The sequence below is a fragment of the Niallia sp. CD-39 genome, from assembly GCF_059874745.1.
On record NZ_JCBCPS010000002.1, the window covers coordinates 159,089 to 175,225 of the forward strand.

Consider the following 16,137-nt stretch of genomic DNA (forward strand, 5'->3'; position numbering starts at 1 on the left):
AACCTTCCGAAACTAATCTATCGATATACCTTAAGTGTTAAAAAAGAGAAAGCGATTTGGTCATGACTCTGCTCTCATTAAATGCAACCCTTTTAAAGAGAGGATTTCTCGAATCTATAAATATATTTTTCCCTGCTGCACGAAAAGATGAAAATCAATCGTATTATGAATTGAAGGAGGTTGAATATGAAAACGTTCGCCGGCTTACGTGTTCATGAGATCGTTCAAACTTATAGTGACACCTTAATACGAATCTCTGTGCAGCAGACAAAAAATATGTCTGAAGCAGAGGATATTGTTCAAGATGTTTATATGACACTTATGAGACAGAAACAGTCCTTTGATAATGAAGAACATCTAAAGGCTTGGCTCATTAAAGTGACGTTTAATAAATGCAAGGATTACTTTAAGTCTTCTCGTTTTAAAAGGACAGTACCAATAACAGAAGAAATGATGTTTATTGCTAAAGAGGAGCAAGGTGTTCTCCCTGAAATATTTGAGCTTGATCAAAAGGAGAGAACCATTGTTTATCTACATTATTATGAAGGCTATACGAGTTCAGAGATTGCAAGTCTATTAGAAATGAACGCAAATACAGTAGGCTCTAAGCTAAGGAGAGTACGAATGAAACTTAAAGACATTTTAGAAGAAGGGAGTTAAGCTGATGAGTGCTTATAAGAAGGTTATGAAGGAAATCCATGCTTCTGAAGATTTTAAGAGCAAAATGCAAAAAGAAATGATGGAATATGATCATAAAGAAAAGAGGCTATATATGAAAAAGATAAAGCTGATGGTTGGAAGTTTAGTAGCGTGTGCGGCAATTGCTGTCATTGTTTTAACAAATACAAATGGTGAAACAGCGTTAGATTTAACCGAGAGAATTGAAGTGAACCATTCAGCTCCGGCTGCAAGTGTAATGCTTAACATAGAAGGAGTCATAACAGAGGTTGGAGAGGATGGACTTAGCTTTACATTGGATAATGGAATGGAAGTAGTAGTTGTTGATGATACGAAGATAGGGATAGATGGTCCTACAGCAGCACCTAAAGAGGAGCAACTTTTTGAACCTACATTTAGAGTAGGAAACTTAGTAGGAGGATTTACGGAAGATACAACTACAGACCCTGTAATTGCAGGAGCCATTTTTACGAACTGGAACTTTGAAGATCCGATTAGATAACAGTTAATGCATTAATAATCCTTTAACGATTGAATCAGAGGGGACATAACCTGTTTAAATAGGGAGGGGTGAATTTTAGAAAGACTAAAATTCACCCCTCTCTTTTTTTATAAAAATGAACGTTAGGATAAAAGCTCATGTTGATTTTCTTTTAGTACTTTTTCTCTTCTTAATCTAGGAGGTCGCTCAATTCTAATTGAAAAGAATTATCATTCTCATTATAATGAGTTTTAAAGATAATCATAAATATAGAAATTAGTAATGAAGGGAATCAGACTAAAATGAGGCGGATATTGTTTATAGAGGATGAACAGCATCTATCTCGATTCGTTGAGATGGAGTTAGGGCGAGAGGGAAATGAAGTAATTATGGCTAATAATGGGGAGACTGGTCTCCATCTCGCATTATCGGAAGACTGGAATTTAATACTGCTTGATTTAATGTTGCCAAAGTTGAATGGAATGGAAGTATGCCGACAACTTCGTAAAACAAAACAAACGCCAATTATTATGCTAACAGCTAGAGATAGTATTAAGGATCGAGTAGAGGGGTTGGATTGTGGAGCGGATGATTATATGCCGAAGCCTTTCTCTATTGCGGAATTGAAAGCTCGTATGAGAGTGATTTTTAGAAGGGAGCACGCTGAGTTTTCACAATCTATTTTAACATTTAAAAACTTGTCTTTAAATGTAGACTTGAGAGAAGTTAAAAGAGGAAACAATGAGATTGGTTTGACTAAACGGGAGTTTGATTTGTTGGCTGTCCTTATGGAACACTCGAATCGAGTCATGGATAGAGAGCTGCTATTAGATAAAGTATGGGGTTTTGAAGCAATAGTTGATAAGAATGTAGTCGATGTATACATACGATATTTACGCAATAAAATTGATGAGCCTGGAAAAGAAAGCTACATTCAGACTGTCCGTGGGATTGGCTATATGATGAAGTCATGAATCAATTAAGGCTGTATTGGTCTCGTGTACCAATAAAATGGATCTTAACTTTATGGTCAGCTTTCTTCATTTTTATATTATTTATTGTCTACAACGCCATACAATATGTGTTTGTAGAGAACTGGATCATTAACCAGGAAAAAAAACAGGTTGAACATAAAATGAACGATATTTTAAATGGAATCCTGGAGATGGAAGCGGGCTTCACTCAAGAAGATTTGCCAAGGGTACGTAGATATTTAACGAAGAAAAATCAGCCTGACCAAATGATTCGAATTGTTGATCAAAGCGGGTCTAAAGTGATTACAGTATCTGAAGGTATCCCTGAAGAATGGGTGCCTTTCGTGCAAAAATGGAAGACCGAGACAGATCTAATTGAACAATCAGGATATAGCTTATTTGTAATGAGGAGTCCAATCATGATTCACTCATTCAATGGAACCATTGAAATCGTTAAAAAAATGGATCAATTCCAAAAGATGACAAAAGCCATGTTTTATGTGTTCATTTTGTCTGCAATTGGTGCAGCCCTTATAAGTGGGATTGGCGGTGGCATACTAGCGAAACAATTGTTGAAGCCCCTTCAGTCAATGGCTGAGACGATGAATAATGTGAAGAGTAAAGGACTGAAAGAGAGGATGGATATTCCTGAAAAGGTAGATGAAATGACCGCTTTGATGAAAATTTTTAATGATATGATGAATCAGGTTGAGGATTCATTTTCAAGGCAAAGTAGATTCGTAGAAGATGCATCGCATGAATTAAGGACACCCATTGCTATTATGGATGGACATATGTCTCTTTTGCTCCGTTGGGGAAAGGACGACCCTGAAGTAATGCAGGAGTCTCTGCAAATTTCTTATCATGAATTGAACAGGCTAAAATCATTAGTACAAGACCTACTTGTCCTTACAAATATGGAAAATGAAATGGGTCAATTTAATGAGGGAACGATACGCGCTGATCGGACGATTCTCCATGTAATTGGACAATTAGAGCAATTACATCCACAGTTTATGTTTGAAACAAATTTCTTAGGATTCGAGGATAAGGAAATTTTAATTCGTGAAAAGCATTTAGAGCAACTAATGTTGATCTTGTTAGATAATGCGGTGAAATATTCTAAAGAGTACTCATCTGTCCGAGTGACGGGTTTAATTCATGATCAGAACGCAATTTTTGAAATTAGTGATTATGGAGTGGGGATTCCTAAAAAAGACTTACCAAATGTAATGGATCGGTTTTACCGGGTCGAAAAGAATCGTAGTCGGGAGCAGGGAGGAACTGGTCTTGGATTGTCTATTGCTAAAAGGCTAGTTGATCGCTACAACGGAGCAATGACGATTCGAAGCGAAGAGGGTGTAGGAACGAATGTGACCATATCGTTCGCATGGCGCTATCATATTAAAGAGAAGGAGGAATGATGATCGTGCGAAAGTGGAATAAGTGGAGATTCTTATTCATTATTTCATTAGCAATGCTCATATTCTTTTCTTTATTCTTCACGTTGAAATGGGGAGCAAATTCAGAGGACAGTGAGCAAGTAGTTTCAGTATATACTTCAAGACATTATCAAATAGACAATGAGATTTTTGAGGAATTTACTAAGAGAACGGGTATCCATGTGATTGAAGTGAAGGGAACTGCAGAGGAGCTTATCGATCGGATGAAGCAGGAAGGCAAGTCCTCAACTGCTGATCTATTCCTTGCAGTTGATGCAGGTGTTCTTGATTTTGCGAAACAAAAGGGGGTACTCCAGCCAATCAATTCAGATGTTTTAGTACAGAATGTGCCTACAAAGTGGCGTGATCCTGATCATTATTGGACAGGGATCGCGACTCGTTCAAGAGTCATTGTTTATGCAAAAGATCGTGTAGATCCCGTAGGCTTGAGCACTTATGAGGATCTGACACATGAACAATGGAAAGGAAAAGTTCTTGTTCGCTCTTCGTCTAGCTTATACAATCAGTCATTATTAGCTTCATTTATTGACATTGAAGGAGAGCGAGAAGCACAAATGTGGGCGAATGGTATTGTATCAAATTTTGCTCAGGAGCCAGAAGGAGGAGATAAGGCACAAGCAAAGGCAATTGCCTTGAATATTGGCGATGTAGCACTTATGAATACGTATTATATTGGACAAATGCTAACATCAAGTGATATTGAGGAGCGGGAAATTGCAGAACGACTCGGCGTTTTATTTCCAAATCAGTTGACTACAGGCGCTCATATGAATATAAGTGGAATTGGAGTGGCGAAATATGCTCCAAATAAGGATCATGCGCTTAAGCTAGTAGAATTTTTAACAAGTGAGGAAGGTCAATCTATGCTCGCATACGGCAGTTACGAGTTTCCAGTGAATGATGAAGCCGATGTGCCTGACCTTTTGCAAAGCTGGAAAAGGTTTAAGTTTCAACAATTGGATATTCGTAATCTTGGAAAATATCAAAAGCAGGCGGTAGACATTTTTGCAAAAGCAGGATGGAAGTAAGAAAATTTTTAAAAAAATTATTTCATTTTCACAGTGTTTTCTCATTTTTCGTTGTTAGAATACTTTATAGGCGACCAAGATAATGATTCTCATTATCATTAAGTTTTAGAATGTCCCTATATTCGTTCTAGGAGGAAAAAAGAAACATGTGGAACAATAAAAGTTTTAGCTTTCTTACTGTCTTATTTATCTTGTTTATAGCGGTTTTGGTAGGATGTAGTTCTGGATCCTCAAGCAATACAGATAATACGAAAAATAATGATTCTAATCATACATCAGGCTCTGAATCTACTGAATCCAGTGGAGAGGTTAATATTTATACTGCTCGACATTATGATGTAGATCAAGAGCTATACAATACTTTTACAAAGGAAACTGGTATTAAGGTAAATGTAGTTGAAGGAAAAGCTCCTGAATTGATTGAGCGCATGAAGCGTGAAGGTGAAAGTACACCTGCTGACCTTTTCATTACAGTGGATGGTGGAATTCTAAACTCAGCCAAGGAAGAAGATATTTTACAACCAATCGTATCAGAAGTTATAGAAGCTCAAGTTCCTGCTGAACTTCGTGATAAAGAAAACAATTGGATTGGATTATCTACACGAGCAAGGGTAATTGTATATGCAAAGGAACGTGTGAATCCTAGTGAACTATCTACATATGAAGATTTGACGACAGATAAGTGGAAAGAAAGAGTAGTTGTAAGGTCATCAACCAATCTATACAATCAGTCGCTATTAGCATCTTTCATCGACATCATGGGCGAGGAAGAGGCAGAGTCTTGGGCGGAAGGATTAGTTGCAAACCTTGCACGTGAGCCTGAGGGCGGAGATCGTGATCAAGCGAAAGCAGTTGTCGCAGGTGTAGGCGATATCGCTCTTATGAATACGTATTATGTAGGGCAAATGGCAGCTTCTGAAGATGCAGAAGAAGCGAAGGTTGCAGAAGAGATTGGAGTATTCTTCCCGAATCAGGAAACAAGCGGAACTCATATAAATATTAGCGGAGCTGGACTTGTTAAATATAGCAAAAATAAAGAGAATGCCATTAAACTAATAGAGTTCTTAACAGCTGCAGAAGCTCAAACGAAAATTTCTCATGCAAATTTTGAATTCCCAGTGAATGATGAGGCAACTATTCCGGAACTTCTTGAAAGTTGGGGATCGTTTAAAAGCCAAAATATTGATTTTGCTAAGTACGGAGAATACAATCCAAAGGCAGTAGAAATTTCAAACAAAGTAGGCTGGAAATAGAGAATGAGGATCAATCTGGTTTCGAGATTAGCCAGAAGATCTATTAATGGATGGACAGTATCAAGTGTAGTTGGGGCAGTTGTAATATTGCTGCCCATCTTTTATGTTATGTCTGGATTGTTTCATCCAGCGACAGATAATTGGGCTAATGTTAAACAGTATCTACTAGCTGATTATATTTTAGGATCAGCAAAGTTGGTTTTAATAACAAGTTTTTTAGCTGGAATAATTGGAGTGCTTCTCGCTTGGCTAATCGCTTTTTATAATTTTCCTTTACGGAATTTTTATAGGTGGGCACTTGTACTTCCACTAGCGATCCCTCCTTATATTGCAGCATATACGTATAGTTCAATGACTGGCTATACTGGGGTTATTCAAGCAAATTTGCGCAACCAATTCGGTATACAGTTACCTGCTGGTACCATCGAAATTATGTCGAATCGGGGTGCAATATTCGTCCTGACTTTATTTCTATTCCCTTATGTATTCATGATTACAAGAGTCTTTCTAGAGAACCAAAGTGCTACATTTTTTGAGAATGCAAGACTTCTTGGTCACAAGCCTCTATCGGTATTTTTTAGAGTCATTCTCCCTCTTGCAAGGCCAGCAATTATCGCTGGAGTTATGTTAGTTGTGTTCGAGGTACTTAGCGATTATGGGGTGGCGAATTACTTTGGAGTGCAAACGATTTCTACAGCGATCTTTCAAACATGGTTTGGAATGTATGATGTACAATCGGCAATGAAATTAGCAGCATGGCTTATGCTTGGTGTAATAGGACTCTTTATACTCGAACGTCTACTAAGAAGAAACAGAAGGTATGGACGTGCAGTAAAAAGTAGTAATTTACTTAAGCCTAAGGAACTTAAAGGGTTCGGACGCTGGGGAGCATTTCTGTTTTGTACAATCATTTTCTTCCTAGCATTCCTAGCCCCGATCATTCAATTGATCATATGGTCAATACAACATGGTAAAAATGTTTTACATGCTGATTTTTACGATTTAATTGTGAATACATTAATGGGAGCAAGCATTGGAACAATCATCATCCTAACAATTGCATTACTTTCTTCTCGTGCAGCTAGATTGTTTGATTCTCCTTTTATGCAAGGAGTAACTCGACTTTTATCATCAGGTTATTCGATTCCAGGAGCAATTGTTGCAATTGGAGTCTTGTCTGTATTTCTCTCATTAGATGACTTTCTATCTCCTTTTTACATGAAGGTCGGCATGCATGATGGGGCATTGGTGCTTAGCATGTCTTTAGCAATGTTAATAACAGGCTATGTCATTCGTTTTATGGCAACAGGCCTTCATGCACTGGAATCAGGTTACGAGAAAGTACCATTAGTCTATTCAGAGGCATCAAAGACGCTCGGAAGGAGCAGTATTGTTACTTTTTTTCGTATAGAGATTCCGCTAATTAAAGGATCGCTCTTTACTGGGTTTGTCTTAACTTTTGTAGAAATTATTAAAGAATTACCGCTAACACTCTTACTTAGACCTTTTAACTACAACACCTTATCCACTAAAGCATATCAGTATGCAACCGATGAACGAGTGTTTGATGCTGCATTGCCATCGTTGTTGCTTATATTAATTGGACTTGTATCTGTATTATTTATACTGAGTCCAGAAAGGAAGTGAGACGATGACGTATGTTAACGTTGAACAGGTAACTTTCCGATTCAAAAAACGTCAGCCAGTAGTGTTAGATCAGCTATCTTTGACGATGTCACGCGGCGAGATTGTGGGTGCATTAGGGGCAAGTGGGAGTGGCAAGAGTACGTTATTAAGGTTGATTGCCGGTCTTGAAATCCCTGAAAGTGGAAGAATTGAAGTGAACAATCGCGTTTTGATGGATGAAAGTACATTTGTAGAACCTGAAGAACGTGGAATAGGAATGATTTTTCAAGATTATGCGTTATTTCCAAACATGACTGTCGCTGAAAATATCGTTTTTGGACTCCATAAATATAAAAGGCCACTTCGCCAGAAGCGATTGCAACAAATGCTAGCATTGGTTCAACTAGAAGGGTATGAAAAACGGTATCCGCATGAATTAAGTGGTGGGCAACAACAAAGGGTAGCACTGGCTAGGGCACTAGCTCCAGAACCTTCGGTGCTTCTAATGGATGAGCCATTTAGTAGTTTAGATGCTCACTTGAAAATGGAAATTCGTAATGAGCTAAGACATATTTTACGTAAAGCGAATATAACATGCTTACTCGTTTCACATGACCAGGAGGATATTCATGCAATATGTGATCGTGTTGTCTTAATAGACGGTAATCAGAAGGAGCGTTCTATGAAGAAACAAAAGATAAGGTCAAAATCTCAAGAATATGCATCTCTATCAAACGGATAGGTAAACGAAGACTTTGTGATCAGTCTTCGTTTATTCCGTTATGATCGTTGTTTTTTAAGCTTTTTCCGCTACTGCTCTTTCGTATTCTTTCTTCACTTGATGGAGCAGTTCGAAGTCTGTTAGCAAGCGATACCCTGTTGATGCAAGAGCTTTGGCGCCTGTGATGAGGGCAATGTTTCCCTGCTCCGATTTGGCTGCTTCTCGGAATTCGACGGTGTGGCCGATGAGGTCGTCAGGTCCGATTTTGATGTAACCATGAGCTGTTGGAACTTCGTAGCTGATGTTACCAGCGTCGGTTGACCCTTTGCCTTTTCTCTTTTCTATATGCACGATTTCTCCGAGTGCAGTTAGCTCTTCACCAAGTGCTTCATCTAATATTGGGTTTAGAACAAAGTCTTTTACTTCGTTTTGGAAGCGTTCGATTTTGACTGTCGCACCAGTTGCGATGGCAGCACCTTCGGCGATGGCTTTTACTTTTGTTGACGCTTCAACCGTTTTGCTCCACGTTTCGGCACGAATGAAAAAGCGCGCCGATGCGTATTCTGGTATGATGTTTGGGGCATCGCCACCATGTGTGATGATTCCATGAATGCGCACATCAGATGGCAGCTGTTGACGCAATGCATTTATGCCGTTGAACAACAAGATAACAGCATCTAGTGCATTGATCCCTTTTTCAGGTGAGCCTGATGCATGCGCTGGTTTTCCATAAAAGTGAAAGTCTAACGGGTCAACGGCTAGTGTTTCACCTGTTAAGCCTGTTCTTCCAGATGGATGGAGCATTAAGGCTACATCAATATCTTCTAGGAAGCCGTGTTTAACGAAGCTACCTTTGGCACTACCGTTCGGTCCACCTTCCTCAGCTGGAGTGCCAAGAATAACGACACGACCTCCTGTTTCAGGGAGTGCTTCAGCAAGCGCGATACCGGCTGCAACGCTTGTTGTACCAATGATGTTGTGGCCGCACGCATGGCCGATTCCAGGCAATGCATCATATTCTGCAAGGTAGGCAATTGTAGGGCCTTCTTTTCCACTATCCTTTATTGCATAGAATGATGTTTCATGACCAGCAACAGCAGTTTGAACGTCAAAGCCTGCATCACGGAGGATATCAACATGCTTCCCGCATGCATACACCTCTTGATTGCCGATTTCAGGATTCGCATGGATATCCTGACTCGTTTGAATGTAAAGCTTTCGGTTTTGCTCAATAGACTGAAACAATCCTTCTTTCACATCGTTTTTAACACTCATTGTCATACCTCCGAAAAAATTAATTTTTTAATTCTGCAAACGCTCCATCCAATTGGTCTTGAGATAATTTCACTAAGAAGGAACCACCATTTGTATCATCTGTAATTGCTTTTTCGATATCTGCTTCTTGATAAAGCTCAACGATTCGTTTAAACGTTTTGTTTTCTTTATTTTCACCGCTTGCTGCAATGACGTTCACATAAGGGTGTATGCTTTCATTGTTTTCATCTTCTTTTAGAATCGGATCATCTACTGGATGAAATCCTGCTTGACCTGCAACACCGTTATTGATAACAGAGCCAGCAACATCCGGTAGAACACGTGGTGTTTGTTGTGCAACCATTGGGATGATTTCTAGATTTAATCTATTTTCCTTTATTTTTGAAGGGTCTCCGAACAATCCAAAATCATCTGCAAGCTTGATTAGGCCGGCGCTTTCAAGTAGACGTAGTGCACGTGCCTGGTTAGAAGGATCATCAGGAATCGCGATTTTGTCACCTTCTTTTAGTTCTGAAACATCCTTAACCTTTTCGGAATACAGACCCATTGGTGCAAACACAGTCGAACCAATAGGGAGGATATCCTCGCCACTTTCCTTCACGTACTGGCTTAAGAATGCGATATGCTGGAAAGCATTCAGATCAATGTCTCCATTTGCTAGCGCATTGTTAGGTAATGTGTAGTCTGCAAACTCAATTAGTTCAATTTCAATGCCTTCTTTCTCTGCCTTTTCTTTTAGAATGGGCCATTGGGCACCATCTGCACCGTTCACTCCAATTTTGACTGTTACCGTCTCACCGTCTGCGCTGCCGCTACCCGCCTCACTTCCGCAAGCTGCAAGAACAAAGATAGATAGAAGTGTAAAGCTTAGAAGCCATAATTTTTTCATCGTAAAATATCTCCTTTTTCGTAAAGATTTTATAAGAACATTTATATAGTGTTACTAAATTTTTTACGCTTTTCTAATAAGCATTAGCGACGCATAATTAGTTTTGAAAGGCTATTGCCAATCCATTGAGCTACCTGCACCATCGCAATTAGTATGAGAACAGTGACCAACATGACGCTGCCATCAAATCGTTGGTAACCATAGGTCATCGCAATATGTCCGAGTCCGCCTCCACCGACGGTTCCAGCTACAGCTGAGAAATCAATGAGCATGACAGTGACGAATGTTAGTCCTAAAATAAGTGGACCGAGTGCTTCCGGAATTAACACTGTGAAGATAATCCGAAGCGGGCTTGCACCCATTGCCTGAGCAGCTTCAATTACACCAGGGTCAATTGAAACCAAATTGTTTTCCACGACTCGTGCGATTGAGAAGCTTGCGACAATTGTCATCGGAAAAATTGCAGCTGCCGTCCCAATCGTCGTTCCGATAACCAATCTAGTAAGTTCAGAAATTGCTACTAGGAAAATAATAAATGGAATTGGACGGATAATATTAATAATGATATTTACTACCTGAAAAATGAGTTTATTTTCAAGGATGTTGTTTTCTCTCGTCACAAAGAGCAGGAGTCCCATCGTTATTCCTATTATTGAACCGAAAACGAGAGTTGCGATGACCATGATGATCGTTTCCCCAGTGCCTTCAACGATTCGGGGCCAAAATGTAGACCAATCAACGTTCATTATCTGTTACCTCCTCAATGTCCACGATCGATGTTAAAGTCTGGATAGCATCTTCAACCGACTTTTCATCTCCGATAAACGAGATGATCAAGTTTCCGAATAATCTTTCTTGAATCTCTCGAACAGAACCGTACACGATGTTAAAGTCGATACCATGCTTTCTTGTAACAGTCGATAAAACAGGATCATTGGAAATCGCTCCTTTGAAAATGACACGATAAAGCTTGCCGCCGCCGCCTTCACGCCAATGTTCAAGAATCGACTTAGATGGTAGATCCTGATGTACCGATTGAATGAAACGCTGTGTGGTTGGATGCTGTGGATTAGTGAAAGTATCAAACACACTTCCAGACTCAATCACTTCACCGTTTTCCATAATGGCTACTTTGTCGCAAATCGATTGAATGACGTGCATCTCATGTGTAATGAGTAGAATTGTAATCCCAAAATCGCGATTGACTTTTTTTAATAGTTTTAAGATATCAGCTGTCGTTTCCGGATCTAGAGCGGAGGTTGCTTCATCACAGATTAATATATCTGGTGATGTAGCAAGCGCTCTTGCAATTCCGACACGCTGCTTTTGCCCTCCTGATAGCTGATCAGGGAAATTCTTCGCTTTATCGGATAGGCCTACGAAGTTTAATAATTCGTCAACTCGGCTTTTCACTTCTGCTTTTGATGATCCAGCTAATTTCAGCGGATAGGCGATATTTCCAGCAACCGTCCGTGAATTGAATAAGTTAAAGTTTTGAAAAATCATCCCAATACTGCGACGACGCGTTCGTAAGTCTTTTGCAGCAAGCTTACTCACATCAACATCTTGAATCGTGACAGATCCGTCCGTTGGTCGCTCTAGCATATTGACTAATCGAAGCAGTGTACTTTTCCCTGCACCACTGAACCCGATAATGCCATAGATTTCACCTTTATTTATCAATAATGAAACATCTTTTACTGCGTGTACTTTCCGTTTTCCAACTTCAAATGTCTTGGAAACATTCTTAAATTCAATCATTTACTGCCCTCCTGAAGCGTTCTACAATTCTATCTGTCATTGAAGCTTTCATCTGAATTTTCTAGAGTGCAATAAATGAATTTAAGTAAAATTAGACAACAAAAAAATCCCTCCTTTTCTTAAAACATAAGAAAAAGAAGGATTCTATAAAAGAAACGATCTTTTTCTCATCTGTCAAACACATAAGTGTTTGTAGGAATTGGCACAGTTTTCCGAAATGGAACCTGTTGCCGAGATGTCATAGGGCCTATCCCTCAATCTCTCTTGATAAGAAAATGATGTAGCTATTCAATTTGGAAAAGAATTAATTTCAATCTTAGTAGGTGTTTTGGGAAAAGTCAACAAAAATTTAAAATTATACTGATGAGTATAATTTGAATTAGATTATTCATTCACTTGCAAGTATAGAAGCAAGATAGTCATTTTTTTCACCATCTAAATGTGTCAAAATTTTGATAAGAAAATAAATAAGTGAAGGTAGTAGGGCGAAAAAAGTCCATGTGATTAAAATGCCGCAGCCTATTTCTTTTGTTCGAGTGAAAGAGATATATGAGGATTTATTTAATAGTTACATTTACAGTTAATTCTTGTAAATCTACAATTTAAATAATGTATATCTCTAAACTCTATCATTTAAAGTGCATGATAACTTGTGAAATAGTGCATTAAGTACGTCGAAGATTCAAAGTGTTTATGCTCTTCTATAGGGTTGAAGTGTTGTCCGCGAATAAGTGCAGTCTAAAAAGGTATCAGAAACTTTTCTTAACTTGAGTAAAATTGTTAATTAAATGGAAGATAAAAATCCATGCTTTCATACGCAAATATCTATTCAATTACATAAAGCTGTTTGATAGGATAATGTTTGTAATGAGAATGAATATCATTCGTAATTGGAGGGTTAATTATGAAAAATTATTGGAAAATCGGTGCAGCCACGCTCTTAGCTTTAACGTTAGCTGCATGTAATACATCAGAAGAAGGCAATTCTTCATCGGAAGAGGATAGTCCAGCGGAAGAAGAAAAAATGGATGAAGCAGAGCAAGAGAGAGGTCTTACGATTACATACTTAGGGGAAGAGTATACATTTGAACACCCAGTAGATAACATCGTAGCTGCAAGCTTTGAATCAATGGAAGATGCAGTTGCTCTTGGAATCAAGCCAGTTGGAGTATTAGAAATTGGGGGAGAAATCCCAGAGCATTTAAGTGAGCTCAAAGGAGCGGCTTTGGTTGGGAATAAGCGTTCACCAAATGCTGAAGCAATTCTAGCATTAGAGCCTGACGCGATTATCGGAACGTCGAAATGGCAAGCAGATGTGATGTCACAAATGAATAAATTAGCAACAACGATTCCATATTCACATATCTCTTCAAATTGGAAAGACAACTTAATGGCTTTGGCAGAAATCACAAGTAAAACAGAAGAAGCAGAAAAGTTAATCAAAGAATATGAGAGTAAGGTTGAAGCAACAAAATCTGAAATTGCAGATTCAGATGTTAGTGAAAAATCAGTTTTAATGATACGTATTCGCGGGGGATTAATGTATGTGTATCCTCAAGATGTTTACTTTAACCCAATTCTTTATAAAGAATTAGGATTACAAGTTCCTGAGGTTGTTGATAAAGCCGAAGCACAAGCGGAATTATCATTAGAAACGTTATCAAGTGTAGATCCAGATGTGATCTTTTTACAATTTGATGGTTCTGAAAATGCCGATGCACCGAAAGCGTTAGAAGAAATACAACAAAATCCAATTTTTCAAAGCTTATTAGCTTCGCAAAATGACGAAGTGTATATAAATACAATTTCACCACTGGCTGAAGGTGGTACAGCTTGGTCGAAAACGAGGTTTATAGATGTTGTAGAAAGTACTCTATTGAAATAATAGAAATGTTGAATTGGCAGCAAGGCAACACCTTGTTTGCCAATTTTCACGTTAGAAGATAGGTGTAGTCTATTGATACAGACAGCAAAAATTCCAAAGTTCATTTTATTTAGTACACCATTTTTAATCATCGGTGTCTCTATTATCTCTGTTTTGTACGGCACTAAGGAGATTAGCTTACATACTATTTGGCAAGCAATCGTCAATTTTGATAAGACCAACATTGACCACCAAATTATCGTTACAAGCAGGATCCCTCGTGCGATTGCTGTGTTATTTGTTGGTGCCTTTTTGGCAGTTGCTGGAGCGATTATGCAGGGAATTACCCGCAACTATCTAGCATCTCCATCTTTAATGGGAGTTAATGATGGATCTGCATTTGTGATTACGCTGGCGGTCATCTTTTTTCCAGGTCTTTCGAATTATCAAATGATTCTTCTATCGATTGTCGGTTCAGCTTTGGGAGCAGCATTAGTATTTGGTTTTGGAGCGGCAATCCGAAACGGGCTTTCTCCTATACGTCTAGCAATTATTGGTACAGTTATCGGAACTTTTCTTAGTAGTCTCGCATCAGCAATAGCGATGTATTTTCAAGTTTCGCAAACCATTGCAGCTTGGTATAATACAAAGCTTCACACTGTTGACATTGACATGCTGCTATTATCGATCCCATTTGGTGCTGTAGGATTAGCGATTGCCCTATTCTGTGCGCGCGGAATTACGATTACTTCTTTAGGAGAAGATGTTGCAACAGGATTAGGACAAAAGACGAAGCTTATTCGGTATTTATCTATGTTTTCAGTCGTCCTGTTAACAGGAACAGCGGTTGCACTTGTTGGGAAAATTGCGTTTGTCGGACTCGTTATTCCACATATTGTCCGCTTTTTAGTAGGGGTAGACTATCGACATATTATTCCGTGTTCGATCTTAATAGGAGCTTTATTCTTAAGTATATGTGATTTAATTAGTCGTTATATTAACTTTCCGTTTGAAACCCCAATTGGAGTCGTTACGGCAATCGTCGGTATTCCTTTCTTCCTATACTTAATTCGATCTCGCGGAGGTGAACGACATGCCTAAACCGAAGGGGAATCGAACGTTTTCAAAGGTATTTGCAATTGGTTTATTTCTATTATTAGGCTTCTATTTGCACATCACTAACGGCATGTTTGATATGAGTGTTTGGGATGTTATAAAAACTATCATCGGTCTTGAAACGAATAACAGCATGCAATTGGTTATCTTTGACCTCCGCCTTCCGCGTATCGTCATCGCAATTTTAGTAGGAGTCGGTTTAGCACTTGCAGGCTGTGTTTTACAGGGAATTACGAAGAATGATCTCGCTGATCCAGGTATTCTTGGCATCAACGCTGGGGCAGGGGCAGCGGTCGTCATTTTTATGTACTTCTTTCAATTTAATGCCGTTCGCATTGATGGTTCCGAATGGCTCCAGGTAATGATGATGCCATTGTTTGGTCTTGTTGGAGGTTTAATAGCGGCTACAATCATTTTTCTTATTTCCTATAAATATGGAAGAATGGATGCTCAGCGCCTGCTTTTAACGGGGATTGCAATTAATAGTGGCTTCGGTGCTTTATCCTTGTATTTGTCTTTAAAAATGAATGAAAAAGACTTCGAATCGGCTGCCCTATGGCAAGCAGGTTCCATTTATAACGCGAACTGGACTTTCATTTTATCGATGCTGCCATGGATCCTTATTCTTGGCTGGTATGTCTACCGAAAATCTTATTTACTAGACTATTTTCAACTAGAAGAAAATACGATCGTTAGTCTTGGTATTCGTTTAGAAAAAGAAAAGGTTGTCCTTTTACTAGCAAGTGTTGGTTTAGTAAGTGCCTGTGTGTCTGTTTCAGGAAGCATCGGATTTATTGGGCTGATGGCACCACATATTGCTCGACAATTGTTTGGGGTAAGTCATCGCTATGTTGTCCCTGTTAGTGCACTAATTGGAGCATCACTCCTTGTTTTCTCTGATTTTATTGGGAAAACATTATTTGCACCGTCAGAACTTGCGGTAGGTATTGTTGTTTCAATTATTGGGATTCCCTATTTCTTATATTTATTAGTTAAGTCACGTTAAAA

15 protein-coding genes and 1 riboswitch are annotated in these 16,137 nt (G+C 38.8%); of the genes, 11 read left to right on the forward strand and 4 right to left on the reverse strand.

All coding sequences use genetic code 11. The features are described from left to right. Positions 1-186: 186 nt before the first annotated feature. From AC6F34_RS07115 to AC6F34_RS07150, 8 genes are all read left to right on the forward strand, one after another. On the forward strand, positions 187-660 hold the full coding sequence (locus AC6F34_RS07115; RefSeq protein ID WP_500770471.1) for an RNA polymerase sigma factor: 474 nt from the start codon (positions 187-189) through the stop codon (positions 658-660). Positions 661-664: 4 nt separating this feature from the next. After that, positions 665-1,180, forward strand: coding sequence for a hypothetical protein (locus AC6F34_RS07120; RefSeq protein WP_500770473.1), 516 nt, complete (start codon positions 665-667; stop codon positions 1,178-1,180). 281 nt (positions 1,181-1,461) lie between these two features. Further along, the gene (locus tag AC6F34_RS07125) at positions 1,462-2,133 is read left to right on the forward strand and encodes a response regulator transcription factor (protein WP_500770475.1); all 672 of its coding nucleotides are present in this window, start codon (positions 1,462-1,464) and stop codon (positions 2,131-2,133) included. After that, on the forward strand, positions 2,130-3,557 hold the full coding sequence (locus AC6F34_RS07130; RefSeq protein WP_500770477.1) for a HAMP domain-containing sensor histidine kinase: 1,428 nt from the start codon (positions 2,130-2,132) through the stop codon (positions 3,555-3,557). The genes AC6F34_RS07125 and AC6F34_RS07130 overlap by 4 nt, the downstream gene beginning before the upstream one ends. 5 nt (positions 3,558-3,562) lie before the next feature. Beyond that, the gene (locus tag AC6F34_RS07135) at positions 3,563-4,624 is read left to right on the forward strand and encodes an extracellular solute-binding protein (protein WP_500770479.1); all 1,062 of its coding nucleotides are present in this window, start codon (positions 3,563-3,565) and stop codon (positions 4,622-4,624) included. A 146-nt stretch (positions 4,625-4,770) separates the two neighbouring features. Next, a complete protein-coding gene (locus tag AC6F34_RS07140; RefSeq protein ID WP_500770481.1) occupies positions 4,771-5,877 on the forward strand; it encodes a Fe(3+) ABC transporter substrate-binding protein in 1,107 nt (368 codons plus the stop codon). A 3-nt stretch (positions 5,878-5,880) separates the two neighbouring features. Beyond that, positions 5,881-7,524: an ABC transporter permease gene (locus tag AC6F34_RS07145; protein ID WP_500770483.1), complete on the forward strand. Its 1,644-nt coding sequence runs from the start codon at positions 5,881-5,883 to the stop codon at positions 7,522-7,524. A gap of 4 nt (positions 7,525-7,528) precedes the next feature. Further along, positions 7,529-8,245 carry an ABC transporter ATP-binding protein gene (locus tag AC6F34_RS07150; protein ID WP_500770485.1) on the forward strand — a complete coding sequence of 239 codons (717 nt, stop codon included), beginning with the start codon at positions 7,529-7,531 and terminating at the stop codon, positions 8,243-8,245. A gap of 54 nt (positions 8,246-8,299) precedes the next feature. On the opposite strand, the gene AC6F34_RS07155 is transcribed toward AC6F34_RS07150, so the two are convergent. From AC6F34_RS07155 to AC6F34_RS07170, 4 genes are all read right to left on the reverse strand, one after another. Next, positions 8,300-9,499 (reverse strand): M20 family metallopeptidase, encoded by a 1,200-nt coding sequence (locus AC6F34_RS07155; protein WP_500770487.1) that lies wholly within the window; start codon positions 9,497-9,499, stop codon positions 8,300-8,302. Between the two features lie 19 nt (positions 9,500-9,518). Next, positions 9,519-10,388, reverse strand: coding sequence for a MetQ/NlpA family ABC transporter substrate-binding protein (locus AC6F34_RS07160; RefSeq protein ID WP_500770489.1), 870 nt, complete (start codon positions 10,386-10,388; stop codon positions 9,519-9,521). An 83-nt stretch (positions 10,389-10,471) separates the two neighbouring features. Next, the gene (locus AC6F34_RS07165) at positions 10,472-11,134 is read right to left on the reverse strand and encodes a methionine ABC transporter permease (RefSeq protein ID WP_500770491.1); all 663 of its coding nucleotides are present in this window, start codon (positions 11,132-11,134) and stop codon (positions 10,472-10,474) included. Beyond that, positions 11,124-12,149 carry a methionine ABC transporter ATP-binding protein gene (locus tag AC6F34_RS07170; protein ID WP_500770493.1) on the reverse strand — a complete coding sequence of 342 codons (1,026 nt, stop codon included), beginning with the start codon at positions 12,147-12,149 and terminating at the stop codon, positions 11,124-11,126. The genes AC6F34_RS07165 and AC6F34_RS07170 overlap by 11 nt, the downstream gene beginning before the upstream one ends. Before the next feature lie 164 nt (positions 12,150-12,313). Continuing rightward, positions 12,314-12,423, reverse strand: a riboswitch (SAM riboswitch). Between the two features lie 630 nt (positions 12,424-13,053). Between AC6F34_RS07170 and AC6F34_RS07175 the strand changes: the two genes are divergently transcribed. From AC6F34_RS07175 to AC6F34_RS07185, 3 genes are all read left to right on the forward strand, one after another. After that, positions 13,054-14,034: an ABC transporter substrate-binding protein gene (locus AC6F34_RS07175; RefSeq protein ID WP_500770495.1), complete on the forward strand. Its 981-nt coding sequence runs from the start codon at positions 13,054-13,056 to the stop codon at positions 14,032-14,034. 72 nt (positions 14,035-14,106) lie between these two features. Continuing rightward, positions 14,107-15,114, forward strand: a complete 1,008-nt coding sequence (locus tag AC6F34_RS07180; protein WP_500770497.1) for a FecCD family ABC transporter permease — start codon at positions 14,107-14,109, stop codon at positions 15,112-15,114. After that, positions 15,107-16,135: a FecCD family ABC transporter permease gene (locus AC6F34_RS07185; RefSeq protein ID WP_500770499.1), complete on the forward strand. Its 1,029-nt coding sequence runs from the start codon at positions 15,107-15,109 to the stop codon at positions 16,133-16,135. The genes AC6F34_RS07180 and AC6F34_RS07185 overlap by 8 nt, the downstream gene beginning before the upstream one ends. Positions 16,136-16,137: the final 2 nt, after the last annotated feature.

Coding starts and splice junctions, on each gene's coding strand:
- AC6F34_RS07120 (WP_500770473.1), top strand. CDS start 665: ATGAGTGCTTATAAGAAGGTTATGAAGGAAATCCATGCTTCTGAAGAT.
- AC6F34_RS07145 (WP_500770483.1), top strand. CDS start 5,881: ATGAGGATCAATCTGGTTTCGAGATTAGCCAGAAGATCTATTAATGGA.
- AC6F34_RS07125 (WP_500770475.1), top strand. CDS start 1,462: ATGAGGCGGATATTGTTTATAGAGGATGAACAGCATCTATCTCGATTC.
- AC6F34_RS07165 (WP_500770491.1), bottom strand. CDS start 11,134: ATGAACGTTGATTGGTCTACATTTTGGCCCCGAATCGTTGAAGGCACT.
- AC6F34_RS07155 (WP_500770487.1), bottom strand. CDS start 9,499: ATGAGTGTTAAAAACGATGTGAAAGAAGGATTGTTTCAGTCTATTGAG.
- AC6F34_RS07170 (WP_500770493.1), bottom strand. CDS start 12,149: ATGATTGAATTTAAGAATGTTTCCAAGACATTTGAAGTTGGAAAACGG.
- AC6F34_RS07160 (WP_500770489.1), bottom strand. CDS start 10,388: ATGAAAAAATTATGGCTTCTAAGCTTTACACTTCTATCTATCTTTGTT.
- AC6F34_RS07150 (WP_500770485.1), top strand. CDS start 7,529: ATGACGTATGTTAACGTTGAACAGGTAACTTTCCGATTCAAAAAACGT.
- AC6F34_RS07140 (WP_500770481.1), top strand. CDS start 4,771: ATGTGGAACAATAAAAGTTTTAGCTTTCTTACTGTCTTATTTATCTTG.
- AC6F34_RS07185 (WP_500770499.1), top strand. CDS start 15,107: ATGCCTAAACCGAAGGGGAATCGAACGTTTTCAAAGGTATTTGCAATT.
- AC6F34_RS07175 (WP_500770495.1), top strand. CDS start 13,054: ATGAAAAATTATTGGAAAATCGGTGCAGCCACGCTCTTAGCTTTAACG.
- AC6F34_RS07130 (WP_500770477.1), top strand. CDS start 2,130: ATGAATCAATTAAGGCTGTATTGGTCTCGTGTACCAATAAAATGGATC.
- AC6F34_RS07115 (WP_500770471.1), top strand. CDS start 187: ATGAAAACGTTCGCCGGCTTACGTGTTCATGAGATCGTTCAAACTTAT.